General features: G+C 60.7%; 22 protein-coding genes. 6 read left to right on the top strand and 16 right to left on the bottom strand.

Features of this window, described 5'->3' with window-relative positions:
• Positions 1-14: 14 nt before the first annotated feature.
• Together ACM1ZW_RS20545 and ACM1ZW_RS20540 are read right to left on the bottom strand one after the other, a co-directional pair.
• Positions 15-1,928, bottom strand: coding sequence for a phytase (locus ACM1ZW_RS20545; RefSeq protein ID WP_416739192.1), 1,914 nt, complete (start codon positions 1,926-1,928; stop codon positions 15-17).
• A gap of 278 nt (positions 1,929-2,206) precedes the next feature.
• Positions 2,207-4,735, bottom strand: a complete 2,529-nt coding sequence (locus ACM1ZW_RS20540) for a TonB-dependent receptor (protein WP_416739191.1) — start codon at positions 4,733-4,735, stop codon at positions 2,207-2,209.
• Between the two features lie 417 nt (positions 4,736-5,152).
• On the opposite strand from ACM1ZW_RS20540, the gene ACM1ZW_RS20535 reads away from it, so the two are divergent.
• Both ACM1ZW_RS20535 and ACM1ZW_RS20530 read left to right on the top strand, forming a co-directional pair.
• Positions 5,153-6,067, top strand: a complete 915-nt coding sequence (locus tag ACM1ZW_RS20535) for a GGDEF domain-containing protein (RefSeq protein ID WP_017337896.1) — start codon at positions 5,153-5,155, stop codon at positions 6,065-6,067.
• A 9-nt stretch (positions 6,068-6,076) separates the two neighbouring features.
• A complete protein-coding gene (locus ACM1ZW_RS20530; protein ID WP_017337895.1) occupies positions 6,077-7,114 on the top strand; it encodes an AraC family transcriptional regulator in 1,038 nt (345 codons plus the stop codon).
• A gap of 46 nt (positions 7,115-7,160) precedes the next feature.
• Here the strand turns inward: ACM1ZW_RS20530 and ACM1ZW_RS20525 are convergent, their stop codons facing one another.
• Entirely contained in the window at positions 7,161-7,355 is a 195-nt protein-coding gene (locus ACM1ZW_RS20525; RefSeq protein ID WP_017337894.1) for a hypothetical protein, read from the bottom strand.
• 235 nt (positions 7,356-7,590) lie between these two features.
• Between ACM1ZW_RS20525 and ACM1ZW_RS20520 the strand changes: the two genes are divergently transcribed.
• Positions 7,591-7,797, top strand: coding sequence for a hypothetical protein (locus tag ACM1ZW_RS20520; protein ID WP_017337893.1), 207 nt, complete (start codon positions 7,591-7,593; stop codon positions 7,795-7,797).
• Positions 7,798-7,803: 6 nt separating this feature from the next.
• On the opposite strand, the gene ACM1ZW_RS20515 is transcribed toward ACM1ZW_RS20520, so the two are convergent.
• The 11 genes from ACM1ZW_RS20515 to ACM1ZW_RS20465 form a co-directional block, all read right to left on the bottom strand.
• On the bottom strand, positions 7,804-9,282 hold the full coding sequence (locus ACM1ZW_RS20515) for an aldehyde dehydrogenase family protein (protein WP_416739190.1): 1,479 nt from the start codon (positions 9,280-9,282) through the stop codon (positions 7,804-7,806).
• Positions 9,275-10,240 (bottom strand): NTP transferase domain-containing protein, encoded by a 966-nt coding sequence (locus ACM1ZW_RS20510; protein ID WP_416739189.1) that lies wholly within the window; start codon positions 10,238-10,240, stop codon positions 9,275-9,277. The genes ACM1ZW_RS20515 and ACM1ZW_RS20510 overlap by 8 nt, the downstream gene beginning before the upstream one ends.
• 18 nt (positions 10,241-10,258) lie before the next feature.
• A complete protein-coding gene (locus tag ACM1ZW_RS20505; protein ID WP_416739188.1) occupies positions 10,259-11,767 on the bottom strand; it encodes an aldehyde dehydrogenase family protein in 1,509 nt (502 codons plus the stop codon).
• On the bottom strand, positions 11,748-12,821 hold the full coding sequence (locus ACM1ZW_RS20500) for an aminoglycoside phosphotransferase family protein (protein WP_416739187.1): 1,074 nt from the start codon (positions 12,819-12,821) through the stop codon (positions 11,748-11,750). The genes ACM1ZW_RS20505 and ACM1ZW_RS20500 overlap by 20 nt, the downstream gene beginning before the upstream one ends.
• A 5-nt stretch (positions 12,822-12,826) precedes the next feature.
• Positions 12,827-13,171, bottom strand: a complete 345-nt coding sequence (locus ACM1ZW_RS20495) for a cupin domain-containing protein (RefSeq protein WP_084317822.1) — start codon at positions 13,169-13,171, stop codon at positions 12,827-12,829.
• 174 nt (positions 13,172-13,345) lie between these two features.
• Positions 13,346-13,714 carry a cupin domain-containing protein gene (locus ACM1ZW_RS20490; protein ID WP_414878830.1) on the bottom strand — a complete coding sequence of 123 codons (369 nt, stop codon included), beginning with the start codon at positions 13,712-13,714 and terminating at the stop codon, positions 13,346-13,348.
• Positions 13,707-14,990 carry a nucleotide disphospho-sugar-binding domain-containing protein gene (locus tag ACM1ZW_RS20485; RefSeq protein ID WP_414878829.1) on the bottom strand — a complete coding sequence of 428 codons (1,284 nt, stop codon included), beginning with the start codon at positions 14,988-14,990 and terminating at the stop codon, positions 13,707-13,709. Before ACM1ZW_RS20485 ends, ACM1ZW_RS20490 begins: the two co-directional genes overlap by 8 nt.
• Positions 14,991-15,023: 33 nt before the next feature.
• A complete protein-coding gene (locus ACM1ZW_RS20480; RefSeq protein WP_416739186.1) occupies positions 15,024-16,103 on the bottom strand; it encodes an ABC transporter ATP-binding protein in 1,080 nt (359 codons plus the stop codon).
• A complete protein-coding gene (locus ACM1ZW_RS20475; protein ID WP_414878827.1) occupies positions 16,096-16,902 on the bottom strand; it encodes an ABC transporter permease in 807 nt (268 codons plus the stop codon). The genes ACM1ZW_RS20480 and ACM1ZW_RS20475 overlap by 8 nt, the downstream gene beginning before the upstream one ends.
• Positions 16,899-17,759, bottom strand: coding sequence for an ABC transporter permease (locus ACM1ZW_RS20470; RefSeq protein WP_084317827.1), 861 nt, complete (start codon positions 17,757-17,759; stop codon positions 16,899-16,901). The genes ACM1ZW_RS20475 and ACM1ZW_RS20470 overlap by 4 nt, the downstream gene beginning before the upstream one ends.
• 96 nt (positions 17,760-17,855) lie before the next feature.
• Complete coding sequence (locus ACM1ZW_RS20465; RefSeq protein WP_416739185.1) at positions 17,856-18,911, bottom strand: polyamine ABC transporter substrate-binding protein; 1,056 nt, start codon at positions 18,909-18,911, stop codon at positions 17,856-17,858.
• A 194-nt stretch (positions 18,912-19,105) separates the two neighbouring features.
• Between ACM1ZW_RS20465 and ACM1ZW_RS20460 the strand changes: the two genes are divergently transcribed.
• Both ACM1ZW_RS20460 and ACM1ZW_RS20455 read left to right on the top strand, forming a co-directional pair.
• Entirely contained in the window at positions 19,106-20,038 is a 933-nt protein-coding gene (locus ACM1ZW_RS20460) for an FCD domain-containing protein (protein WP_416739184.1), read from the top strand.
• 96 nt (positions 20,039-20,134) lie between these two features.
• Positions 20,135-21,418: a nucleotide disphospho-sugar-binding domain-containing protein gene (locus ACM1ZW_RS20455; protein WP_414878824.1), complete on the top strand. Its 1,284-nt coding sequence runs from the start codon at positions 20,135-20,137 to the stop codon at positions 21,416-21,418.
• Between the two features lie 18 nt (positions 21,419-21,436).
• Here ACM1ZW_RS20455 and ACM1ZW_RS20450 read toward each other — a convergent pair whose 3' ends face one another.
• On the bottom strand, positions 21,437-21,802 hold the full coding sequence (locus ACM1ZW_RS20450; protein WP_416739183.1) for a cupin domain-containing protein: 366 nt from the start codon (positions 21,800-21,802) through the stop codon (positions 21,437-21,439).
• A 12-nt stretch (positions 21,803-21,814) separates the two neighbouring features.
• Positions 21,815-23,212: an NAD(P)/FAD-dependent oxidoreductase gene (locus ACM1ZW_RS20445; protein ID WP_416739182.1), complete on the bottom strand. Its 1,398-nt coding sequence runs from the start codon at positions 23,210-23,212 to the stop codon at positions 21,815-21,817.
• 158 nt (positions 23,213-23,370) lie between these two features.
• Here ACM1ZW_RS20445 and ACM1ZW_RS20440 point away from each other — a divergent pair, with 158 nt between their 5' ends.
• Positions 23,371-24,222, top strand: coding sequence for a helix-turn-helix domain-containing protein (locus ACM1ZW_RS20440; protein ID WP_416739181.1), 852 nt, complete (start codon positions 23,371-23,373; stop codon positions 24,220-24,222).
• Positions 24,223-24,440: the final 218 nt, after the last annotated feature.

The following is a 24,440-nucleotide window of genomic DNA, read 5'->3' as shown; positions in this document are numbered from 1 at the left end:
ATGACCGGCCCGGATCAAGGCAGCTTCAGGGCTTGAGTGACCTCGGTCCAAGGCACGAATTTGAAGTTTTGCGTCTGCTCGGGCATGCGCTTGCGGCCGTCCTGCACCACCAGCAGGCCTTGGCTCCAAGGCCCGCCGAGGTTCACCGAAGTGACTTCAAGGCCATCGGTTTCCGAAGCGCCATCGATGCCGAGCGCGGCGTTCAGGCCGACGCGAAAAGCGCCCCGCGAGGCGAACGGCGGCTCGGCGTCCAGCACCAGGTAGCTGTCGTTACCCTGGCTGGAGATCACCAGATAATCGCGAGCCTCGCTTTGATACAGCGCCAGACCTTCAACGTCGGCCTGCAGTTGTGGGCCGACCTTGATCACGCTGGTCAGTGTCGCCGGCTGATCGGCGCGGGCATCCACCGCCCAGACGCCGACATCTTCTTCACCGAGAAACAGCCGTTGACGTTGGTCGTCGGCCACGCAGCCTTCGGGTTGGCTGTCGACCTTGAACTGGCGCACCAACTCACCTTTTACCGTGCCGTTCGGCGCACTCAGGCGGTATTGCAGGAACGTGCCGTCCTTGCCGTTGGCGATGGCGTAAAGCTCGCCACTGGCAGGCTGGAACAGGCAGATGCCGTAGATTTCCTTGAGCGGCGTGGGGATCTCGCCGGCTTCACGCAGCTCGCCGCTAAGACGGTCGATGCTGAACAGACTGAGGCTGTTGTGATCGCGATTGCTGGCGACGGCGAGGTCGACAGTCTGTGGGCCGAGTTTGAAATTCGACCTCAGGTCGACGTTGTTCAGGCGCCCGACCGGTAACTCCTGCAGCAACTTGCCTTGCAGGTCATACGCCAGCAACCCCTGCTTTTTATTGGTGCCCAGCACCCGGCTCAGCGACGGTTGCTGCGGGTGAATCCAGATCGCCGGATCGTCCGCCGCATCGCCCTGACGGCCGACCGGATCACTCTGGCTGAGCGCTTTAACGTTCGGCAGCACCGGCGCCAAGGGCACCGGTGTCGGCTGCCAGTTCAGTTCGCCTTCATACAGACGGCCGTCGTCATCGTCACGCAGAAGAACCTGCAGGCCTTTGTCGGTCGGGCGCAGGGCGAGGTTTTCCGGTTCTATCAAACCTGGCAGCGCCAAGGTCGCCTGGGCCGACCAGTGTTCGCCCTGCTGCTGGTAGACATGCAATTGCGCGGCTTTCGGGTCCAGCGCGACGAGGCCACCGGGCACCAAAGCCATGGCGCCAGCGGTTTTTTTGATCGTGCCGAACGGTTCGCGTATAGCCACCGGCGTGCGGCTGACCTCGGCTTCGGGATGCGCCGGATACACCCACCACCCCACATTCTCTTCGTTGACCACCAACTGATTGGCGCCGTCGTCGACCTGACAATCCGTGGCCGACGGTGGCAGCGGCAAACCGCGCACCCGTTGTGGTCGCGGGTTGAGCGCCGCATCGTTACCCACCAGCCATTGCTCGCCCTTGCCCTCCTCGCCCACCAGAAACAGGAACAGGTTGCTGGCCTCGTCGCGATACAGGCACAGGCCGTTCACCGGGTAATCCCGCGTCGGCAGATACACCGGCGGGCCCCAACTGCGTTTGTCCGGATCGAGACTGACCAAAAATGCCTGCTGACGGCTGTTGTCCAGGCTTGCGACCAACACTTGCCGGCCGGCTGCGCGGCTGTCCACGCCACTGAACGATCCTGGTAAACGCGCCAGTTCCCGGCCCTGTGCATCGAGCAGCAGCAAACCGTCTTGCTCGCTGGCCGCCAGGCGTTCGGCGCCAACATTGGCGGGCAGGAACGCCACCGCATCAACCGACAGATTGGCGCCCCATGGCTTGAGTGTCAGGCTGGGTACCGCCGCCAGCACCTGGCCGGCGGTCAGGCTGATCAATGCGGCCAGAAGATGGCGCTTGGATAGAAACGAAATACTCATGAACAGGCAAAGTCCTTGTCGTGGAATCGTGTAACGGCCATCGCGGGCGAGCCTCGCTCCTACGGCAATGCTGTTCACTTAAGTGCGGGCACCGACAATTGTGGCGAGGGGATTTATCCCCGTTGGGTCGCGAAGTGGCCACCAGCGTCCGGCCAAACAGACTGCATTGTCCGGATCGACGACCGCTTCGCAGTCGAACGGGGATAAATCCCCTCGCCACAGTTGTCAGTGTTCGCCAAGCAAACAGCATTACGCTCCTACGGAGGCCGCATCGGGGCTCAAAAGTGGGTGAAGGTCAGGCCGAGCTTGTAGGTCGGGCCGTATTCTTCGTACTGGCCGTTGTAGGCGCGGTGGCCGGTGTAGACGAAATACGGCTCGTCGGTGAGGTTCTGCGCCTCGAAGCTGACTTGCAGGTTTTTGGTCAGCGAGTAACGGGCGCTGAAGTCGATAAAGGTCTGGGCATCGACGTGCAGGTCGTGGGCCTTGTCGTTGATGGACGCCAGTTCAAAGAGGTAATCCGACTTGTAGTTGGCCGACAGGCGCAGGCTCAGCTTGTCGTCTTCCCAACCGAGCATCAGGTTGCCGACCGTGTCGGACTGGTTGGGTAAATCGATGCTGCGCTTGCGGTTGATGCCACTGGCGGCGTCGAAGCCCTTGATCTCGGCATCCGAACGGCTGAAGGTGCTGTTGGCGCCAATCAGCAGGCCGTTCCAGGGCGCCGGCAACCAATCGAATTTCTGCGAATAAGCCAGTTCCAGGCCATAGAGCTTGGCGCTGTCGCCGTTGGCAAAGGTGTGGGCTTCGGAGAAATCGACCCAGGCACCCGTGCCGGCCAGGTCGGTGTTGTAGACGAAATTCTTGATGTCCTTGTAGAACACGAACGCCGAGACGGTGCCGGCGCGGCCCATGTAATGCTCGATGCCCAAGTCAAGATTGCTCGACTCCAGCGGTTTGAGTTCCGGGTTGCCGAACGTGGCTTCGTCATCGTCGATGACAAACCCTGGCGCCAGTTGACCGAAAGTCGGGCGCACCACGGATTTGGTCCACGCGGCGCGAACCTGGGTGTTTTTGTCCAGTTGATAGCGCGCATGCAGGCCCGGCAGCCAGTGGTGATATTTGCGCTTGGTGTCGGTGGAAGTGAACGCGCCATCGGTCACGCCGGTGCCCTTGGCTTCGAACTCGGTGCCTTCGTAGCGCAGGCCGGCGATGAACCGCCAGTCGTCGATATCGATCGTGTTCATCAGGTAGCCGGCGTTGATGTCTTCGCTGATCTTGAAGTCGTTGACCCGCGATTCGACTTCGTCATAGAAGTCCGCCTGATTGAGGCCGCCGATCAACTGCTTGATCGCACTGCCGCTGATCCCCGGGCCGAACTGGCCGAGGCGATAGTCGACGTTGCCTTTGGTGAAATGCGACAGGTTGAGCTGATCGTCGCTGAAACCCAGGCCGTCGAAATCCTCATAGACCCAGGCGTCGAGGTCGTTGTCCTTGTTGCGCCGACTGACCTTGCCGCCGAATTTGACCTGGGACGCGTAGCCTTTGAAGTCGTAATCCCGGGCCAGGTCCAGGCGCAGGTTTTTCTCGGTGTCGGTGGTTTTCTGCTTTTCCCACTCGACCTTGTCGAGGCTGAAATTGGCCGGATCGTAGAAGGCTTGGCCAATGATCGGCCGTGGTTTGTCCTTGTCGTAGTAACCGCTGTCGGCAAAGTCATCAATGCCGGTGAACGCAGCATTGGCAATGTGACCCGGGCTGTCTTCGCCGGAGCGGCTGTAGCCAGCCTGGCCGCTGAGGGTCCAGAGGCCGAACATGCGTTCGCCGCCCAGGACGTAGGATTGAATTTCCTGGGTCTCTTCGCGTTGTTTGAGTTTGCGCGAGCCTTCGGCGTCGCCCAACTCGCCCGCAGCTTGCGGGTCGGCAAATTCGAAGGCCGCGGCGTTGCGTGTTTCGCTGTCCTTGTAACGGCTGTAGAGGGTGCGCAGGTAATAGCTGCTGAGGTCATCGGGCTTGTAGTCGAAGTTCAGACCACCGCCGGCGCGTTCGCGGCTGATGTCGTAGTCGCGTTGCTCGAACTCTTCGAGACGGGCGCCTTGCTCGAAATCCCAGGCACCGCCGGTTTCGACGTTGTCCGAACCGAAATCGCGCTTCTGCCAGCTCAGCGCGGCGGCCACACCGAAATTGTCGATGCCGTCGCCGAGGCTGAAACGGTCACTGATGGCGCCGGAAAATTTCGGGCTGGTCTGGTGGGTGTTTTTGTCATAACTGGCTTCGCTGCTGCCGGTGTAGAACAGACCTTTGTGATCGAACGCCGAAAGGCTTTTGACGTCGACGGTGCCGCCCAGGGAGTTAGCGTCCATGTCCGGGGTCAGGGTCTTGATCACCGATAACGACTGCACCAGTTCCGAGGGCAACACATCGAGGGCTACAGCGCGGCGCTCGCTTTCCGGCGACGGTACGAGCGTGCCGTTGATGGTCACGCTGTTGAGGTCCGGACCGAGGCCGCGCACGCTGACAAACCGCCCTTCGCCCTGATCGCGCTCGACGCTGACTCCCGGCAACCGCTGCACGGCTTCGGCGACGTTTTCGTCCGGCAGCTGCGCCACGCCGTCCGCATGCACCACGCTCTTGATGCTGTCGGCGTTGCGTTGTTCCTTGAGCGCCTGGTCGATGCTTGCCGCTTGCCCCACCACTTCGACGTGTTCCGTGTTCGCGGTGGTTTCGGCAGCGCTCAAGCGTTCGCTGGCCATTGCCATGGCCAATGCGGTGAGCGTGAAGCTGACGAGCCCGGCAGTGCTGCTGCGCTGGTACATGGTGTCCTCCCCCAAGAGTCCGATAACGCCAGGCAAGTGGCCCGGCAACTGGGAGGGCAAGCTAGGGTCGGGGGATGACGGTTCTGTGACAGGGGTTGGCGGGAGACGCTGTAAACCGGGGTTTTGCCAGGCTTCAGGCTGGTTAATGAGCTCAAATGACCTGAGTCTGGCGCTAATCCTGTGGCGAGGGGGGTTACCCCCGTTGGAGTGCGAAGCGCTCCCCTATCAAACACGCAGTGAATCTAACGGCGGCCGCTGCGCGACCGAACGGGAGCAAGCGCCCTCGCCACAGGTCATCGCCAGGCAGAAAAAAACCGCTGCACCATGAGCTGATTCGACCTTTCACCCCAGTCACCCCACTGTCACAAACATCTGCTGTGCTGACGCGCATCGCCTCTTTGCCAAAGGATCACGGCCATGTTCTCAGTGCTCAAACCCCATCGTTGGAAACTTGCACTGCTGCTGTTGGCGGCGAACGCGGGATTGCTGTTGCACCTGGCGTGCGGCGAGTTGAAAAGCATCAGCGAATGGGTCTGGCTGGACATCGTCGGCGAAGGTGGCTCGGCGCTGCTGGCGCTGGTCTGGTTGGGGCTGGTACTCAAGAGTCGCCCGGCCGGTCGCGTCACCAATTACCTGGCGCTCGGCTTGAGCGGCATCTTTTTCTCCTGGTGGATCGACAGCCTCGACGAGTTCATCCGCCTGCCCGACAGCATCACCTGGGACCACTGGCTGGAATCCGGACCGATGCCGGTGGGCATGATTCTGCTGACCCTCGGCATCTATCACTGGCACCGCGAGCAACTGGCGATCAGCGCGCAAATGGAGAAGCGTGAAAAGCTGTTCCGCGAGCACCGGTTGTTCGACAAACTCACGCCACTGGGCGGCGCCGACTACCTCAAGCGACAACTGACCGAAAGCCTTGAAGAGAGTCAGCGGCAACAGCAGCCGCTGTCACTGCTGGCGCTGGATGTCGATAACTTCACGGCCATCAACCAGACGTTCGGCCATGCCGAAGGCGACGCCGTATTGCAGGCGCTCAGCCATTTGTTGCTGCTCAATCTGCGGCGGCAGGACTTGCTCTGCCGACTGGCCGGCGACCGCTTCGTGGTGCTGCTCCCCAACACCGGCGAGAGCCAGGCACGGCTGCTGGCGCTGGAGCTGGAACAGGCGGTTCAGGGCTTGGCACACAAAACCCGGCAACACGGCGAGCGCCTGCAGTTGTCGGCCAGTACCGCCGTGGTCATGGCGGTCAACGAGGCTCCGGATCCCCTGCTCAAACGCCTTAACCTGGCGCTGGCACGGGCCAGGCAGCCGTTGGCAAAAACGGCCTGAGGCGCGGTCATGACCCTGAAAACCACATGGTATGAAACCGACAGCCGCTTCATTCCCGGGCATTACCAACCGGCGACCTTGATTGATCTGGCCTTGTCCCGGGATATCGATAGCCATCGCCTGCTGCGTGGCACCGGCCTGTTTCATGAAGACATCCTCGCCGGCCAGACCCGCCTCAGTCCCCAGCAATTTTTCGGGCTGATCAACAACAGCCGCCGGTTGCTGGACGCCGACGACAGCAGTTTCCTGTTCGGCCAACGCTTGCTGCCGGGGCATTACGGACCGGCCAGCCATGCCTTGCGCCACGCACAAAACCTGCACCAGGCACTCGACACACTGGTGCAGCAACAGGCGCTGCTCAGCCCGCTCGCAACGCCGCGGTTGGTGCTGGATGAAAAGCACGCCTGGTTCTATTGGCTGGACAGTTGCGGCGCGGGCGAACAATGGCGTTTTCTGCTGGAAGCGAGCATGACCTCCATCGTCGCCATGAGCCGCTCACAGAGCGGCCAACGCCTGCCGTGGGAATGCAGCTTCAGCCATGCCGAGCCACGTTACGTCGAGCAATACTGGGTGCATCTGGGCGAGCACACCCAGTTCAACCGCCCACTGGACCTGATGCGCATCCCACGGGAATACCTCACGCTCGCCTGGCCCGCCGCGTCGGCCACCGCCAGCCAGGTCGCCCGTCAGGAAGCCCAAGGACAAATCGAACAACTGGGCTTTGCCTCAAGCTTCGTCGACTGCCTCTATCGCTACCTGCAAACCCATATACGACAAGCCCCGAGCCTGGAACAAGCCGCTCAGGCCTTCGCCATGAGCCCCGCCACGCTCAAACGCAAACTGCAAAAGCACGACACCGGTTTTCAGCAACAGGTGGATCGAGTGCGCAAGCATGTGGCGCTGTACCTGTATCAGATCAAGGGGTTCAGCAACGAGGAAGTCGCGGAGTATTTGAGCTTTAACGATGCGGCGAATTTCCGGCGTTCGTTCAAGCGCTGGACCGGTAGTACACCGAACCTGATCCGTCAGCTGTTCACTTCAGGTTAAGACAAACACGAAAAAGCCCAACCTCAATAAGGTCGGGCTTTCTCATTTATGGGCGGGTATCCATCATTTTGTCAGCGAGGGCCTTGGCTCTTTCAATCAACAGATTCTGCCTGTCCTCATGAGTGGCCCCTCCCACAACTGGCGCCGTCAGATGGCTTTCCGCAATCAGCGCAGCGCAGAAATATTGATCCCACACGGCTTTGTCCGCGGACGTCTGTGCGGTGGTTGGGTCGGCAGTCATAGTGCGGCTCCTTTTGATGAAGTAGCCCTGCCAGTTTACGCCCGATTCATAACCCGCAACCGACCACCATTCGTCGCCTGAAAACTCCCGTCAAGAAACTGTAACCACCTTTGGCTCAGGCTTTGCAAACGCTGGCCGTAACCGCCCCGGAACGACGGAATTCTGACGTGGCGGCCAATCAATCAATATTTATGGGCACCAGCGCTACGCTGGGTCCGCCACCCGGAGATGTAACGTGTCAACTCTCAATGAAATCGCAGCGAACCACGCGAAAATGGCGAAAAAACTGGCGGGAGAGTCGACCGAAATGTGTGAACGACAGCCGCTGGTGGTGGGTGGGTTCGAGGTCACGTCAGTGGATGAGCAACCCCATGTACCCATGCATCTTATCGTTGCGGCGCAGGACAACCATCTCGTGCAGGTTGCTGGCTACTTGCCCTGAGCCGCCTCAGTTCAAATACCACCCCCAGGGTCCGCCGTCGTATCGGGTGATTTGCTTGGTCTCGAGGTAATTGTTGTAGCCCCACTCACCCAGCTCGCGTCCGATACCGCTCTGCTTGTAACCGCCCCAAGGGGCCTCGACAAAAGTCGGTTGCGAGCAGTTGACCCACACGATACCGGCGCGAAAGCGTCGGGCCACTCGTTCGCAACGCGGGATATCGCGGGACATGACCGCGGCCGCCAGACCGAATGGCGAGTCGTTGGCCAGGCGAATTGCTTCGGCTTCGCTGTCGAAGGCCCGCAGGCAGACCACCGGGCCGAAGATCTCATCGCGCCATACCGAACTGTGCTCCGGCACATCGGCGAATATTGCCGGGGTCACGTAATAACCTTTCTGCAGATGGGCCGGGCGTGTGCCGCCTGACACCAGTCGCGCACCCTCTTGCTGACCGGCCGCAATGGCGTCGAGCACCTTGTCCAGTTGCCCCTGACTGACCAACGGCCCGAGTTTCACACCCTCGGTAAAACCTTGGCCAATGCGGATCTGCTCTGTGGCTTTGATCAAACGCTCCAGCAGCGCCGGATACAAGGCGCGCTCCACCAACACTCGCGACGTGGCCGAACAGACCTGGCCCTGGTTCCAGAAAATCCCGAACAGGATCCACTCCACCGCAGCGTCGAGGTCACTGTCGGCGAAGATCACGAACGGCGATTTGCCGCCCAGCTCCAGGCTGATGCTTTTGATCTCGGCCGCCGCCGCTTGCATGATCTTGCGCCCGGTCGGCACGCTGCCGGTGAAGGCGATCTTGTCGACGTCCGGGTGTTCGGCCAGCGGCGCGCCGGCCTCACGCCCCAGCCCGCTGACGACGTTCAACACCCCCGCTGGCAAGCCGGCCTGGTCGGCAATAGTTGCCAATTCAAGGGCGGTCAGCGGCGTCAGTTCCGACGGTTTGAGCACCACCGTGCAGCCCGCTGCCAGCGCCGGAGCGACTTTCCACGACGCCATCAGCATCGGGAAATTCCAGGGAATGATCGCGGCGACCACGCCCACCGGTTCCTTGATCACCGAGGAACTGAAGCGCTCATCGGACACGCTGATCGACTGTTCGCTGTGTTGGTCCGCGCCTTCGGCGAGCCCGGCATAGAAATCGAAACAACCCGCAGTGTCGGCGATGTCCCACAGCGCTTCCGGCAGCGGCTTGCCGTTGTCGCGCACTTCGATCGCGGCCAGTTCGTCCTGACGCGCACGAATGCCGTCAGCGATTCGCCGCAGAACCTGCGCTCGCTGCACACCCGTCCAGCGCGGCCAGTCACCTTCGTCGAACGCCTTGCGCGCGGCGGCGACGGCCAGGTCGATGTCTTCCGCCGTGGCGGCAGCAACCTGTGCCAGCACCGATTCATCACTCGGGTCTAACGTCTCGAAAACGCCACGCTGCACCGGCGCAATCCACTCGCCGCCGATGTACAGCCGTTGATAGTCACGCATGACAAATTCCCTCGCTGACCGGTTGCTCCAGCCGAATATTCTCCAGGCGACTGAACGCATCCACCCGCACCCCGCTGCCCACGCTCACCCCCGGCCCGAACACCACGCAAGGCTCGATGCGCACGTCCGTGGCCAGTTGCGTATCAGCGCTGAAAAACACCGTGTCCGCCGCCACCAGGCTGACACCAGACTGCATGACCGAACGGCGTCGGCGCTGCTGGAAAAGTTGTTCGGCCGCATGCAATTGCTCGCGATCATTGACCCCGAGCACGTCGTCCTCATCCACCTCCACCGCTGTGACCGGCAGGCCGGCGCAGTTGGCCACTGCCACTGCATCAGTGAGGTAATACTCGCCCTGCGCATTCTGGTTGCCGATCCGGTCCAGCAGCCACAGACAGGTATCGGCACGTAAACCCATGACACCACCATTGCAGAAGTTGACTTCAAGCTCTTTCGGGCTGGCGTCCCTGGCTTCGCGAATGGCCAGCAAGCGGCCCTCCTCCACCAGCAATCGTCCGTAAGGCCCCGGCTGTGTGGTGTGAAATCCCGCGACCGCCACGGCGGCACCGTCGATCAGTGCCTGACGCAATTGCGCCAAGGTCTGTGCGCTGATCAATGGCGAGTCGCCAAACAGCACCAGCACGCAACCCTGTTCATGAGCCTGCAATGCGGGCCGGGCGGCAAGCAACGCATGGGCCGTGCCCAACTGCTCTTGCTGGGTAAACGTTCGCGCAGTCGGCGCTGCCTGTTTCAAGTAATCGGCAACCGTCCCACTGCCTGCGCCCAACACCACCGCGCATTGATCGATATTCGCCGCCTCGACCGCGGCCAGTACATGGCCGAGCAACGGCCGGTTACCCACCGGGTGCATGACTTTCGGCAGCTGCGAACGCATGCGGGTGCCCTGCCCGGCGGCAAGAATCACCGCCAGGGTCCGCCAGGAAATATTGTCGCTCATTGCGACCCTCCCACTGAGTCAAGCCTGATCGCGATAGAACACGTCGTCGGCATACGGATACCACCAGTCCTGAATCTTTGGCTGGTGATCGATGATGACCATTTTCGAGCGTCGGAACGCTTCGAGGCCCTGACGCCCGAGTTCGCGCCCCAGGCCGGACATCTTCCAGCCGCCAAACGGCAGCGCGTCGTTGTCGATCAGCGGGTTGTTGACCCAGACCATTCCGGCTTCGAGGCGCTCGGCAGCCTCCATGGCTTCGGCAAGGTCGGTTGAAAACAGTGATGCGCCCAGACCGAACGGCGAATCATTGGCCAGCCGCACCGCTTCATCGAAATCGCTGACACGACAGATCGCCGCGACGGGGCCGAAACACTCTTCCTGAAGAATCGCCATGTCAGCGGTCACGCCGGTTAGGATGGTCGGCTCATAGAACCAGCCCACGCTGTGCTGCGGCGGAATCCGCCCACCGCAAACCAGCGTCGCGCCCTTGGCCAGGGCGTCGTCGACCAGGCGCATGACTTTTTTGCGCGCAGCCTCGCTGACCATCGGCCCGATCTCCGTATGTTCCAGGCCATGGCCGATGCGCAAGGCGCGGGTGCGTTCAGCGAACTTCGCGACGAACTCATCGTGGACTTCATCAACCACGTAGAAGCGCTCTGCCGAGGTGCAAATCTGCCCGCTCAGGTGGAACGCGGCGGTCACCGCACCTGCCGCGGCGACGTCCAGCGGCGCGTGTTTTGAGATGATCAGCGGGTCGCTGCCACCTGCCTCGATCACGCACGGTTTCATCTGTTCGGCACACGCCACTGCCACCGCTTTGCCCGCCGCCACGCTGCCGGTAAAGGCAACTGCGTGAGTGCCGGTCGACTTCACCAGAAACTGCGCCGTCACCGCATCGCCCGGCACACAAGACACCAGCCCCGGCAGCAACGAGGTGAAATGTTCCATGAACTTGAGCGTGCACAGGGTCGTGGCTTCCGCCGGTTTGATGATGCAGGCATTGCCCGCGGCCAACGAGGCAGCGACCGTCCAGCACATCAACAGGATCGGAAAGTTGAACGGCATGATGTGCACGCTGACGCCATACGGTTCATAGCGCACATGCTGGAACGAGCCAATCTGCGTGGTGCCGGCAACCTTCCCGGCATCGTCCCGGGCCATTTCCGCATAGTAGCGAAAGATCGGCGCGCAGTTGGCCAGTTCACCCATGGCTTCGGGAAACGGCTTGCCCATTTCCAGGGTCATCAACCGTGCGACTTCACGGTTGCAGGCGACGTCTTGTTCGATGGCATTGGCCAGCGTGTGCAAAAGCGCGGCGCGGCTTTTCGCGTCGATCAGCCGCCACTGTTTTTGCGCGGCGGTGGCGGCATCGACGGCGGCTTGCACGTCAGCTTCGCCACACAGCCCGACCTGCCCGACAGGTTGCAGCGTTGCCGGGTCGAGCACTTCGCGCGCGCGGGCATTCGTCAGCGGCAGGTATTCAGAGTTGATGAAACGCAGTGCGATGTCAGTGTTGAACGTGGCCATGGGGTAATCCTTGAACCAATCGATAAGGGGTTTCGCGCAAAACCGCGAGGGTTGCGGGCGACAGATCGTCGCGCCAGCCCGGCACATGCCCGTTGAGCCAGGCGCGCAGCGGCGCGAACGCCTCGGCCTCCAGCGCGCGAACAAACAAACCCAGGGTGCGCGGCAGGTGAGCCAGGTAACCGTGCTTGCCGTCGCGGCCCGCCAGTCGCACAAAAATCCCCAGCACCTTGGCGTGACGCTGGGCGGCCAGCCGCCGGTAATCCTCGAGAAATCGCGGCGCATCGAGCTCCGGGCGTTGCATCAGGTAGTGCGTCAGCAGCGCCACGCGCAACGCTTCGGACACGTCGCGGCGCGCGTCTTCGAGCAATGACATCAAGTCGTACGCCGCCGCACCGATCAGTGCGTCCTGAAAATCCAGCAGACCGCACGCCGCAACGCCATCGCGGCCTTCGAGCAGCATCAGGTTATCGACGTGGAAGTCGCGCAACACCAGCGCTTCGCGACGTAGCGCGACATCGCTGCAGGCCTCGGCGAACAGCGCCAGATACGACTCACGAAGGCCCAGCGCCGCTTCCTTGCCAATCAGCAACGGCACGTACCAATCGATAAACAGCGCACACTCGTCACTCAGTTGTCGAGCATCGTAGGGCGCCACTTCCGCCGTCGGTGGCGCGCGGTGCAACGCCACCAGCGCGTCGACCGCCAAGCGATACAGCGCCGCTTCCGGATGCCCGGCTGCCAACAATCGGGTGTAGGTGTCGTGACCGAAATCCTCGATCAACGCCAGCCCCGCCGCTTCGTCGACCTGCAGCAAGGCCGGCGCGGAAAGCCCCAGTCGGTGCAGGTGCCGGGCAACCTGGACAAACGGACCGATCGGCTCGCTGTGCGGTGGCGAATCCATCAACAGCAGGCCTGCACCGCTCAAGCGGAAATAACGCCGGCTCGAGGCATCCGCCGGCAGCGCAATCAACTGCGCCTCGGCGAAGCCGGCACGCGCCAGGAAGGCTGCGCGCTGGTCCTCGCGGGTTGGCGATGATGTACGTGTCTCAGTCATGGCAATCACCGGATCATGTAGACCTTTTTCACCGTCTCATGGACGGTGCACACGCCTTTCCAGTCCTTGCGGAAAAAGGCTGCAGTGTCGGGCTTGATCTCGATCACTTCGCCGGATTCGTGGACGTAGGTGCAGCGGCCTTCGAGGAAATGGCAGAACTCATCACTGGTGACGTGGCAAAACCATTTGCCCGGCGTGCAGATCCACACGCCACACTCGGACTGACCTTCGGGGCCTTTGTGCAGCACCACGCCGGAAACACGGGATTCACCTTCAAGCATGGTCGGGATCACGCCCCAATCCTTGACGTCAGTGATGCTCAGCGGGTCGTACAGAAACGGGGTAGTCATGTGTTGCTCTCCAGAAAAGTCAGGTTCAGACAGATAGAACAAACGTCGAGTAACGTGTGGCGAGGGAGCTTGCTCCCGCTGGGCAGCGAGGCGGCCCCACCCTCTCTATCTGAAAAGAAGGGGCCTGCTGTGCAGGCCAGCGGGAGCAAGCTCCCTCGCCACAGGGGCTGGCATTCAGGCCAGCATGTAAACGTTGCGCAGGGTTTCCCGGACGTGGCATTCACCGGTCCAGCCGGCCGGGAACAGCACCAGGGTGTTCGGGCGAATCTCGATCACTTCGCCGTTGTCATTGCGATAAGTGGCGACGCCGGCGATGAAGTGGCAAAGCTCGTCACGGGGAATCGACAGCCGCCAACGACCCGGCGTGCAGACCCAGAGCCCGGTTTCTGGGCTGTTATTCGGGCCTTTGAACAGCAGCCGGCCGCTGGAATGCGAGACGCCTTCGACGGCGTCGCTCTGCACGCCCCAGTCCACCAGATCGGTGCGACTGCTGACGGCTTCGAGGTACGGCGTGATACCCGCCGTGGTGTTTTGCTCAGGCATTGTTCAGCACCTTGTCGAGAATGGCGGCCGCGTCCGCCGGCCCTTTGCGTGATTGCATCTGCGCGCTGGTGCGCTGAAGACGTTGGCGCATTGCCTCGTCGTTGAGGCACGCCGCGAGCTTCTCCGCGAGCTGTGCTTCGCTCCACTCGTAGCGGTCGAGCTTGAACCCGTGACCGCTTTCTTCGGCGCGCATGGCGTTGTCATGACCGTCCCAGACGTAGGACATGACGATTGCCGGCTTACCGAAAAACAGGCACTCGGTGAAGCTGTTGTTGCCGCCGTGATGGATCACCGCATCGACCTGGGCAATCACCGATGGCTGCGGGAACCAGTTGGAGATCAGCACGTTGTCGGGCAGGTCCGGGTATTCATCAAGGTGCTCACCGACATTGAACAATGCGCGGTAAGGCAACTTGCCAACGGCGGTGATCAGTCGCTGGAGCAGATCGACGTCGCCCGAACCGAGGCTACCGAAACTGACGTAGAGCAACGGCTTGTCGTTGTTGGCGCGAAACTCGGGAATGTCGTAGGCCGTATCATGACGAACACAACCTTGCAGGTAGTGGAAACGCTCGGCCGGCAATGGGTGACGACGCTCGAACTTGACCGCGTCCGGGTACAGCAGCAGGTTCATGTACGGCGAGGCTTCGAAGAAGGTGCCAAGCGGATACGGTTGCTCGCCATGGGCTTGCAGGAACTGGTTGAAGTCTTCATGAATCGGCCCGACCACGTCTTCGAAGCGCTGGCGAAACTGCGCGTGGCCCGCCTTGTCGTGAATGCTCATGCCCGACAGGTGCGGCGGGATATCCGGGTCTTCGATCTCGTTTTCCGAGCAGGAAATGATGCGCACCCAAGGCTTGCCGTATTGTTTGATCGCAGGAAACAGGATCACGTTGTCGACGCAGATCAGGTCGGGTTTGACCTTGTCCAGCACCGCCGGCAAATCCTTCTGCGCCCACTTCGCGGTGTCGACGATGGCGGCCCAGCATTCCTTCACGTAGTTGTCGATTTGATCGATTGGGGATTTGCGGAAATTGGGAATGTGGCCGTTGATGAAATCGACCCAGTAGCGGGCCATCTCCTCGGCGGGCATCGGCGCCGACATGTTGACCATGTGTTCTTCAAAACCGTAGCCGGCATACACGCCGCTCATGCCGGGGTCGGTGAGGAAAACCGCCTTGTGGCCGAGGGCTTCGCACGCCTGGGCGATACCAACCGAGTTCAGTGCCGGGCCATAAGCGGCTTCCGGAAAGAAGGCGATCACTTTCTGTTTCATCGAGCGGTACTCCTGCCTGGTCTTTTTTATTGTTCAGCGCGTCAATACACGGGCGTGGCGAGCCTGCCAGCCGAGACGGACGCTCATACCGATAGCAAAATGCGCAAATTCGAATTGCGAGGACGGCACCCGGACGATCAACGCCTTGTCGCTAAGCGCCGTCTGCACATGCAGGTTGGTGTCGAGACCGTGATAGGCGATTTCGACGATGTTTCCGGTGACCTGATTGGCACACATCTCGCCCTCCTGCGCGAGCACCTGCAGACGCTCCGGGCGCACGACGACGGCAACCTTTTGCCCAGGGACCAGCGGCACGTCGGTTTCGACAGCCAGTTCCTGGCCGTTGACGCGCACCGTGTGCTGGCCCGAACGCACGCCTTCAAACAGATTGCTGACGCCAATGAAGTTGGCGACAAAACGGCTGTTGGGGTTTTCGTAGAGTTCGGTGGGGCTGCCGCACTGGCAAACCTTGCCGCCATCGAGCACCGCCATGCGGTCCGACATCACCAGCGCTTCTTCCTGGTCGTGGGTGACGATGATGAAGGTGATGCCGCTCTCCAGTTGCAGGCGCTTGAGTTCGAGCTGCATTTTTTCCCGGAGCTTTTTGTCGAGTGCACCCAACGGCTCATCGAGCAACAACACCCGCGGACGCTTGACCAGCGCCCGTGCCAGTGCGACGCGTTGGCGCTGACCACCCGAGAGCTGATCCGGCTTGCGCTCGGCCAGTTCACCCAGCTGCGCGGTACTCAGCACTTCATCCACCCGGCGACGGATTTCCGCCTCGGGCAAGCGCTCCATTTCCAGCCCGTAGGCGATGTTCTTGCGCACGGTCATGTTGGGAAACAGCGCATAGGACTGGAACATCAGGTTCAACGGACGCTTGTTGGCCGGCAGCGGCGAGATGTCTTTGCCATCCAGGTAAATGCAGCCGGCGCTGGGTGTTTCGAAGCCGGCGAGCATGCGCAACAGCGTGGTCTTGCCGCAGCCGGACGGCCCCAGCAGCGCAAAGAACTCGTTTTCGCGGATGTTCAGCGACACCTCGTCAACCGCCAGACCGTTGCCATAAGACTTGCTAACCTTGTCCAGGATCAGTACCGCCGAGGAGTTATTCATGGGTGCGAGGAGCCTTGTTGAGACGCTGCGAAGCCAGCAGCGCGGTGATGCTGACCAGCATCACCAGCGTCGCCAGGGCATTGATTTCCGGGGTGACGCCAAAACGGATCATGGCGTAGATCTGCATCGGCAACGTGGTGGAAGCCTGGCCGGAACCGGAGTTGAAAAACGCAATGATGAATTCGTCCACCGACAGCGTGAAGGAGAGCAAACCACCCGCCAGCACACCGGGAAAAATCGCCGGCAACAGCACCCGGCGAAAGGTGGTGAACCAGCTCGCGCCCAGGTCGATCGAGGCTTCGAGGATCGAATAGTCAAAGTGTTTGAGCCGCGTGCGCACCACCGCGCAGACGAACGCGATGTTGAACACGGCGTGGCTGATGATGATCGAGTGCAGGCCCAGCCCGACCTTGAGCAAGTTGAAAAAGCTCAGCAGCGCAATCGCCAGGACGATGTCGGGAATGATCATCGGCGCCATCAGCAACGTGTCCACCACTTGCCCCTTGTCGTTACCCTTGCGGCGCAGTTCGATGCCCAGCGCAAGGAACGTCCCCAGCACGCAGGCAATGAAGGTTGCCGACAGTGCAACGATCAAGGTATTGAGTGCCGCCGACAAAATCGCCGAGTTATGCGCCAGCGACACGTACCATTTCAGCGATACGCCGCCCCAGGCCGTCGGCAACCCTGACTTGTTGAACGACAGCAGGATCAACACCAGGATCGGCACATACAGGAAGGCATACACCAGCCACAGGTGCGTATTGAGTGCGGTGCCGCCCAGCGAACGAGACTGACTCATGCGCGTCCCCCTTCTGCACGACGGGCCACCAGGGCCTGTACGAACAACAGGATCAGCATGATCGCGATCAGGAAAAAGCTGAGTGCCGCACCGAACGGCCAGTCCCGCGCCGTGAGGAATTGCGAGTAGATCAGGTTGCCGACCATCTGCACCTGCTTGCCGCCCAACAGGTCGGCGGTGATGAAGTTGCCGATGCTCAGGACGAAGACAAACACAGCACCGGCGGCGACACCGGGCACGCTCAGCGGCAGGATGATCCGGCGAAAGGTCATCCAGCCCGAGGCGCCAAGGTCTTTCGAGGCGTCCCAGAGTTCGTTGTTGATGCGTGACAGCGAAGAGAAAATCGCCAGGATCACAAACGGGATGTAGTTGTAGACCAGCCCCAGCACCACCGACGCCTCGGTGTACAGCAGGCTGATCGGTTCGCCGCTGTAGCCGAACATCTGCAGCATCCGGTTGATCAGGCCTTCGCGATTAAGCAGGACGATCCAGGCATAGGTGCGGATCAGGTAGTTGCTCCAGAACGGCAGCATCACCAGAAACAGGAACACCGCTTGATGGCGCCGTGGTGCACGGGCAATCGCATACGCCGCCGGGTAGCCGATCAGCACCGCAAACAGCGTCGCCAGCCCGGCGATTTTCGCCGACTTGAGCAGGATGCCGAGGTACAGCGGATCGAACGCGCGCTGATAGTTTTCCCAGGTGAACAGCCAGTCGATGCCGCCGTATGCACCGCGTTCGACGAAGCTGTAGACCAGCACCAGCACGCACGGCACCACTAGAAATATCAGCAGCCAGCCAAAGCCGGGCGCAAGAAGCCAGGCCGACAGACGCCTGTCAGCATGCAAAGCACTCATTACCCATATCCTCCCGCCCCGGAACGAAGGCGGCTTGCGAGCGTGGCGAGGCATGACGGGCATGCCTCGGTTCGGTGCGGCTTACGTTTTCAAGGCTTAGTTCTGTGCCGCCATGATTTCGGTGACAGCCCGGGTGTAGGCCTTTTGCGTGGTGCCGCCCAGATCACGCAATTGCTCCATCTTTAACAGCTCGCTCGGGGCGATCGTCAGGTTGGGATATTGCTTGAGCAGGTCAGCCGACAAACCGGCCATTGCGGCCTGGTTCGGGACTTTGTAGAGGATGTTTTCCGCCACCCAGGCGTGGTTTTCTTTGGCGAGCATGAAGTTGACGAACTTGAACGCCTCCTCCTGATGCTTCGAGCTTTTCAGCACGACCATGGTGTCCACCCAGAGGTCGGAACCTTCCTTGGGTATGACAAACTTGATAGCCGCATTGGCTTGCGTGCCGTAGTTGCACCAGCCATCCCACGCGTGGGCCATCAGCGACTCGCCGGACGCGAGCTTGGAGTAGAAGGTGGTGTCGTCGAAGGCGAGGATGCGTTTCTTGGTGGCGATCAACTGATCGCGGACGGCGGCGATCTGCTTGGGATCGTTGTCGTTGACCGACCAGCCCTTGGCCAGGAACCCGGCGCCGAGCATCCAGCGGTCGGTGGCGAGCATCGTCACTTTGCCTTTGAGCGCATCGCTCGGGTTGAGCAGATCGTTCCAGCTCACCGGCGCCGGCGTGACCTTGTCGGAGCGGTAGCAAATCCCGGTCGTGCCCCAGGTGTATGGCACCGAGAAATGGTTGCCCGGGTCGTATTCCAGCTGGTTGGCTTCGGGATAAAGGTTTTTCAGGTTGGGGACTTTGACGGGGTCGATATCGGCCAGCAGACCTTGCTTGTGCAGGACCTCGGCGAAGGGAGAGGAGACAAACACAACGTCATAGCCTTCACCGCCAGACGCCATGAGCTTGCCCATGATTTCCTCATTGGTCGCGTGCAAAGCCTTGTCGACGTCAACGCCGCTGGCTGCTTTGAACTTGTCCAGCGCATCCGGGGCCATGTAGCCGTCCCAGATCGAAATCACCATGTCTTTTGCACTTGCGGCCTGTGAAGCGATCGCCAGGGAAACGCTCAATCCCAGACACATAAGGCCTTTCAGCTTTCTCATAATACTCACCCGACGATTGATTATTGTTGTGTTCGAAGGCAGTACGGCGAAAAGATAAACGGTTTGACGTGTTTTTTTTTAGAAATTAGGACCAGCGAGAAAAGATGTCAACGCTTTTTTCGTGCCTGACGGCTCAACGGTGCATGGCATAAGATGAGCACCTGAGTCCAAAGCGACCAAAAGAGATAAGACGCTTGAGCACAACACCCGAGAAAAAACCCCGCACCAATCACCTGGAACTCGCCCGACGGATTCTGGAACACACCCAGGAAACCGGGCTGGTGGCCGGCGACCCGGTTGCCGAGCAAGCGCTGTCGCGTACCTTCCAGGTGTCTCGCACCCTGATTCGTGGCGCACTGAAAGTACTGCTGGAAGAAAACCTGGTGAGCCATGAAGCCGGCAAAGGCTATCGACTGCTCGCCGCACTAGGTGGCCAAGCCTTCAACTCGGCCTTGCCTCAAGCCGAGGAAGAAGAACTGGCGACCTCGGTGTTGCGCGACCGCATGGCCGGGCGCCTCGGGGACAGCATCAGCATCAGCGAGCTGATGCGTCGTTACGACATCGGCCGGCCGGCAGCGCAGAAGGCCCTGCAGCAACTCAGCGAAAGCCAGGCGATAGAACGCGGCCCCGGCCAGTCCTGGCTGTTTCGCCCGTCGCTGAACAGCCTCGCGGCCCTCGAAGAAAGCCTCAAATTCCGCCTGATCCTGGAGCCGGAAGCGCTGCTCAGCCCCCACTTCAACGCCGATCCGCAACGCCTGGCACTGCTGCGCAACGCAATGCAAACCCTGCTTTCAAGCCCGGTTGAACACTTCGACATCCAGCAATTTCGCGAGCTGGACATCAGCTTCCATGAACTGATCGGCCAGAGCTGCGGCAACCGCTTTATCGGCGACGCCCTGCTCCAGCATCAGAGCCTGCGACGCCTGCCGAATCTGTTGCCGACCGTCAGCGTGCACCGCCTGCAGGAAGCCCTGCGCGAGCACCTGCAAATCATTGCGCACATCGAGCGCGGACAACTGGAGATCGCTGCCGACCTGCTGCGCCTGCACCTGCGCCTGAGCGCTGCCCAGCGTCCGCAAACCGCCAATCGCGGGATTCCGCAGGGCCATTTGTTCGGGCGTCGCTGAACACTTTAAAAAACAGGATGATTTTTTTTATAAAATAAGACAGCATCCAATCATCTCAGGCACGGTGGGCTTTACCCGCCACGGACTTTCTTCGCCATGCACCCACACAAACTGATCGCCTTGTTTCCGGAAGCCAGTTTCGGCGCGGCCTTGAACTGCATTGGTATCGCCCAGTCACTGCGTGAGCTGGGAGCAAAACCGGTCTTTATCTGCCACGAACATTTCCAGGGACTCTTCGCCGAATACGGCTTTGACGAGTATCCGATTCCGCAAGCCAGTCCTTTGTCGGCAGCGGAGCACCAGCATTACTGGGAGCGCTTTATCGAGCGCAACATCCCCTACTTCGACCAGACCCCGCTGGCACAGATCGACAGCTATGTGGCGCCGGCCTGGGAAGCGATCATCGACACCGCGATCGAAGCGGAAAAGCCACTGCAACAGTTGCTCGGCCGCCTTAAACCGGACGTCATCGTCCTCGACAACGTGGTGATGTTCCCCGCCATCGCCAACGCCGGATGCCCGTGGGTGCGGATGGTTTCATGTGCCGAAACCGAATTGCCGGATGCCGCCGTACCGCCGTACTTGTCAGGCTGCCTGGCTGGCGACAAAGAGGCCCGCGAACGTTTTGCCGAGCATTACCGCAAAGCCGTCGCACCGGCCCATGAACGCTTTTCGCAGTTTCTCGCGAACAACGGCACCGCGCCCTGCCCGCCCGGCCAGTTTCTTGTCGATTCACCGTGGCTCAACCTGTTGCTGTCGCCCACGCCGGTGCGTTATGAACGCCAACCGCCGCTGGACCCGAAACGCTATGTGTACCTCGACGGCTGCGTACGTCGCGAAGCGCCCTACATCGTTCCCGACTTCCCAAGGCACAACGACGCGCCGCTGATTTACATCAGCTTCGGCAGTCTCGGGGCTGCCGACACCGACATGATGAAGCGCCTGATCGGCACCATCGAACATCTGCCCTATCGCTTCCTCATCAACGTTGGCGCCTATCGGGACATGTACACCACCGTCCCGGACAACGTGTACCTGGACAGCTGGTTTCCACAGCCGGCCGTACTCAAGGAATGCCAGCTGTTCATCCACCACGGCGGCAACAACAGCTTCTGCGAAGCGCTGTACTTCGGCTTGCCGTCATTGATCATTCCTTACTGCTGGGACGGTCACGACAACGCCGCACGCGCCGAGGAAGTCGGCGTCGGCCGCTACTTGCCACGGTTTGCCGATCCGCTGTCCGCGTTACCTGCGGCTCTCGAACAACTGCTGGCGGACCAGGCGATGAAGCAACGTCTCGAATCGTTAAGCAAAAACATGCAGGCGACTCGCGGCACTGACATTGCCGCAAAGGCGATCATGGCGCTGCCCAACACTTAAGCTTCGCGCCTACAGGCATCACCCCCTGAGAATCATGAACACCTTGCGCACCGGCGTCAGGTTCTCCCAGGTCCCTTTGAATCCGGCGGCGACCACGAACGTGGCGCCCGTCTTGAACTCCTGGCTGACGCCCTTGCTGTCGGTCAACCGGACATGCCCTTCGAGCAAATGACAAAGCTCGTCGTAATCACATTCACAGCGCTCAAGGTGCTCGGGGGCCTCCCAGATGCCTGCGACAGCATTTTTCTCCGGCGCCATAAAGTGCCGCCAACTGCGACTGCGATACGGGGCGTCGACCAGCGCAGGATCGCTGGTTTCCAGCTCGACGACGGGCAACTTGGGGTTGGCGAAATCGATGATGTGATCGGGGTTGTTCATGGTCATGCTCACTTCAGTTCAAGAATCAAAGCCAATCCCTAACGCATCAAACCCCTTGAGCAACCAGTCGCGGCGCCCGGTAAGGTCTTCGCGGGCCAGCGAGCGCTGCGCCAGGGAGACGCCCGCGTATCGCAAGGGCTCGGGTGGAAACGGGAAAGGCGCCGTCGAGGTCATCGCCAACTGCGTGCGCTCGGTCGATTGACCTTCGAGCAAATCGAGCATGGTCAACGCCGCGAAACGACTGGCAGACACGCCCTGCCCCGTGAACCCCTGGGCATAGGCAACGCGACCATCAGACGAAGTGCCACAGAACATGGTGGTGCGCGCAGAGGTATCGATGATGCCGCCCCAGGCATGGCTGAACGTGACGTCCGCCAATGCCGGGAAGGTTGATTGAAATTGCCGGGCCAGCGTCACGAAGCTGTCGGGACGCTGGGTCAACGCCTCATCGCGTCGGCTGCCAAAATGATAGATAGCGTCATAACCACCCCAGAGAATGCGGTTGTCCTCGGTCTTGCGCAGGTAATGAAACTGGTTGCCACTGTCGGCGATACCGTAGCGACCGACCCACCCGATGGCGCGCAGCTGCGAATCGTCGAGGGGCCGGGTCGCCAGGGCATAGTCATATATGGGAATGACCTTGGACTTCAGCGCCCCCAGCAACGGCGGCGCGATGTTGGTGCCGAGGGCGACTTTCGCCGCTTTGACGGAGCCCAACCCGGTCTCCAGCACTTGATGGATTCCGTCCTGGCGCAGGCTGGTTACCGGAGAATGCTCAAACAGCTGCACACCTTGCGCAAGACACACACGGCGCAATTCAGCGACCATCTTGACCGGGTTCAGCAACGCATAATTGGGCTCGAAAACACCCGCGACATAGGCCGGTGAATCCAGGTGGGACTTCAGCGCGTCGCCTTCCAGATAATCGCAGGCGATACCAAAGCGCTGGTAGTTGCGCTGCATCGACTTCAGCCCTTCAACCTGCCACGGCTGGCTCGCGACGTTCAACTTTCCGGAGCGCTCGAACGCTACATCCATGCCATAGCGCTGAAGATCCTCTTCAAACGCCACGAGGTTTTCCCTGCCCAGTCGAACCAGTTGCTCCGCTTCCCCGGGCCAACGTTTCAGCGCATTGGAAACGCCGTGAGAGATGCTCGGCGCGCAGAACCCGCCATTGCGCCCACTGGCTTCACCGCCGCATTGCCCGGCCTCAAGCACAACGATCGTTGCATCTGGCCAACGCTGACGCGCCATCAGCGCCGTCCACAACCCGACGAATCCGCCGCCCACTATCGCAATATCACACAGCACTTCGCCGGTGAGCCTCGGTGCAGCAGACGCAGAAACTCGCGTCTCCTGCCAGACAGGATAAGGCCTGGCATCTGCCAGGGATCGGTTCGCGGTGTGAAGCGTCATGCACTCATGCTCCGAAAAAATCATGGGCTGACGCTAAAGCAATCGCCGGCGCTTTCACAGGCACAACGATGCGGTAAACCTCGCAGCGGACACGGGCGGAAAACCACAGCATCTGGAATACTCGTGGCTTCGCCCTGATCTGTGCCATGGAGCTCGTTGTGGAAGCACTCGATTTACACACCACCCCCACCTTCCTGGCGGACCCTTCGAGCGCGCAGACTCATGAAGTTGCCGTGCGTTACCACCAGGCCTGGAAAAGACGCGACCTGGACAGCGTGATGGCGCTCTATCATCCGGCTATCGAGTACAACGATTTTTTCCAGAACCGGACCATCGAGCACTCGCAGCTGCGCGACTATCTCGCGGCGAGCATGCCGGTAGGATCAGAAGAGTTGCAGACTTACACCGATCGCTTGCGCATCGACGGCGACACCGCGTTCCTGCAGTACCGGGTGACACTCAATGGCAGCGACGGCCTGGTTTCATTTCGCACTGTCGAGGCGCTCTCGGTGAAGGATGGATTGATTGTTAAAGTCAACGAACATGCGGTATTGGTCAGCCAGGCGACCACTGTGATTCGTCCGGCATACAGTGCCGATGCCGTGAGTCGGCTGGGATTGTCTGCCCGTCAGGTCGGGGCGCTGTCCAATGATTTGCAGCAGTACTTTGAGCAGTCGAAGCCCTATCTGGATCCTCGGCTGGACCTGTCTCATGTAGCGGCATCGACGGGTTACACGCGTAACCAGATTTCGTTTTTTCTCAATCAGGTTCGGGGGCAAACGTTTTATGCGTTGCTCAATCAGTTGCGGCTTGATGAGGCGCTTGAACGCTTGAATGCGCAACGGCATGCGTCGCGGGTTGACGATATTGCCGGTGCTGCGGGGTTTAACTCGCTGTCGACTTTTTATCGGTGCTTCAAGCAGAGGACCGGGTGTTCACCGAAGGTTTATGTGCAACGACTTGGCAAGGCCGGGCAGGTTTCCGACATGCCGCACCCGCTGTGCACCTGAATCCCTTTGGCCCGGTCGCCGACCTCGACCTCTTCATAACGAAGGACTTCGGGACCACCGGTTTCGTAGAAGCGTACGGCGTTGGCCATTTTTTCTTATTCTCCAGTCTCAAGTTGGGGCGTGCTGCGTCGAATTGCGCTGATTGGACTGTAGGACGCCGTCTGGCGAGTCGCTTCTCATCAGACGACAATGGCTTTTCATTTCATGACAGAGGGCTG

Source organism: Pseudomonas sp. NFX71 (assembly GCF_048079215.1).
GTDB classification, from domain to species: domain Bacteria; phylum Pseudomonadota; class Gammaproteobacteria; order Pseudomonadales; family Pseudomonadaceae; genus Aquipseudomonas; species Aquipseudomonas fluorescens_B.
This window is presented reverse-complemented; position numbering and strand designations above follow the sequence as displayed.

Bases quoted from the DNA above. Each gene is read 5' to 3' on its own strand.
- ACM1ZW_RS20545 (WP_416739192.1), bottom strand. From the start codon at position 1,928: ATGAGTATTTCGTTTCTATCCAAGCGCCATCTTCTGGCCGCATTGATC.
- ACM1ZW_RS20540 (WP_416739191.1), bottom strand. From the start codon at position 4,735: ATGTACCAGCGCAGCAGCACTGCCGGGCTCGTCAGCTTCACGCTCACC.
- ACM1ZW_RS20535 (WP_017337896.1), top strand. From the start codon at position 5,153: ATGTTCTCAGTGCTCAAACCCCATCGTTGGAAACTTGCACTGCTGCTG.
- ACM1ZW_RS20530 (WP_017337895.1), top strand. From the start codon at position 6,077: ATGACCCTGAAAACCACATGGTATGAAACCGACAGCCGCTTCATTCCC.
- ACM1ZW_RS20525 (WP_017337894.1), bottom strand. From the start codon at position 7,355: ATGACTGCCGACCCAACCACCGCACAGACGTCCGCGGACAAAGCCGTG.
- ACM1ZW_RS20515 (WP_416739190.1), bottom strand. From the start codon at position 9,282: ATGCGTGACTATCAACGGCTGTACATCGGCGGCGAGTGGATTGCGCCG.
- ACM1ZW_RS20510 (WP_416739189.1), bottom strand. From the start codon at position 10,240: ATGAGCGACAATATTTCCTGGCGGACCCTGGCGGTGATTCTTGCCGCC.
- ACM1ZW_RS20505 (WP_416739188.1), bottom strand. From the start codon at position 11,767: ATGGCCACGTTCAACACTGACATCGCACTGCGTTTCATCAACTCTGAA.
- ACM1ZW_RS20500 (WP_416739187.1), bottom strand. From the start codon at position 12,821: ATGACTGAGACACGTACATCATCGCCAACCCGCGAGGACCAGCGCGCA.
- ACM1ZW_RS20495 (WP_084317822.1), bottom strand. From the start codon at position 13,171: ATGACTACCCCGTTTCTGTACGACCCGCTGAGCATCACTGACGTCAAG.
- ACM1ZW_RS20490 (WP_414878830.1), bottom strand. From the start codon at position 13,714: ATGCCTGAGCAAAACACCACGGCGGGTATCACGCCGTACCTCGAAGCC.
- ACM1ZW_RS20485 (WP_414878829.1), bottom strand. From the start codon at position 14,990: ATGAAACAGAAAGTGATCGCCTTCTTTCCGGAAGCCGCTTATGGCCCG.
- ACM1ZW_RS20480 (WP_416739186.1), bottom strand. From the start codon at position 16,103: ATGAATAACTCCTCGGCGGTACTGATCCTGGACAAGGTTAGCAAGTCT.
- ACM1ZW_RS20475 (WP_414878827.1), bottom strand. From the start codon at position 16,902: ATGAGTCAGTCTCGTTCGCTGGGCGGCACCGCACTCAATACGCACCTG.
- ACM1ZW_RS20470 (WP_084317827.1), bottom strand. From the start codon at position 17,759: ATGAGTGCTTTGCATGCTGACAGGCGTCTGTCGGCCTGGCTTCTTGCG.
- ACM1ZW_RS20465 (WP_416739185.1), bottom strand. From the start codon at position 18,911: ATGAGAAAGCTGAAAGGCCTTATGTGTCTGGGATTGAGCGTTTCCCTG.
- ACM1ZW_RS20455 (WP_414878824.1), top strand. From the start codon at position 20,135: ATGCACCCACACAAACTGATCGCCTTGTTTCCGGAAGCCAGTTTCGGC.
- ACM1ZW_RS20450 (WP_416739183.1), bottom strand. From the start codon at position 21,802: ATGACCATGAACAACCCCGATCACATCATCGATTTCGCCAACCCCAAG.
- ACM1ZW_RS20445 (WP_416739182.1), bottom strand. From the start codon at position 23,212: ATGACGCTTCACACCGCGAACCGATCCCTGGCAGATGCCAGGCCTTAT.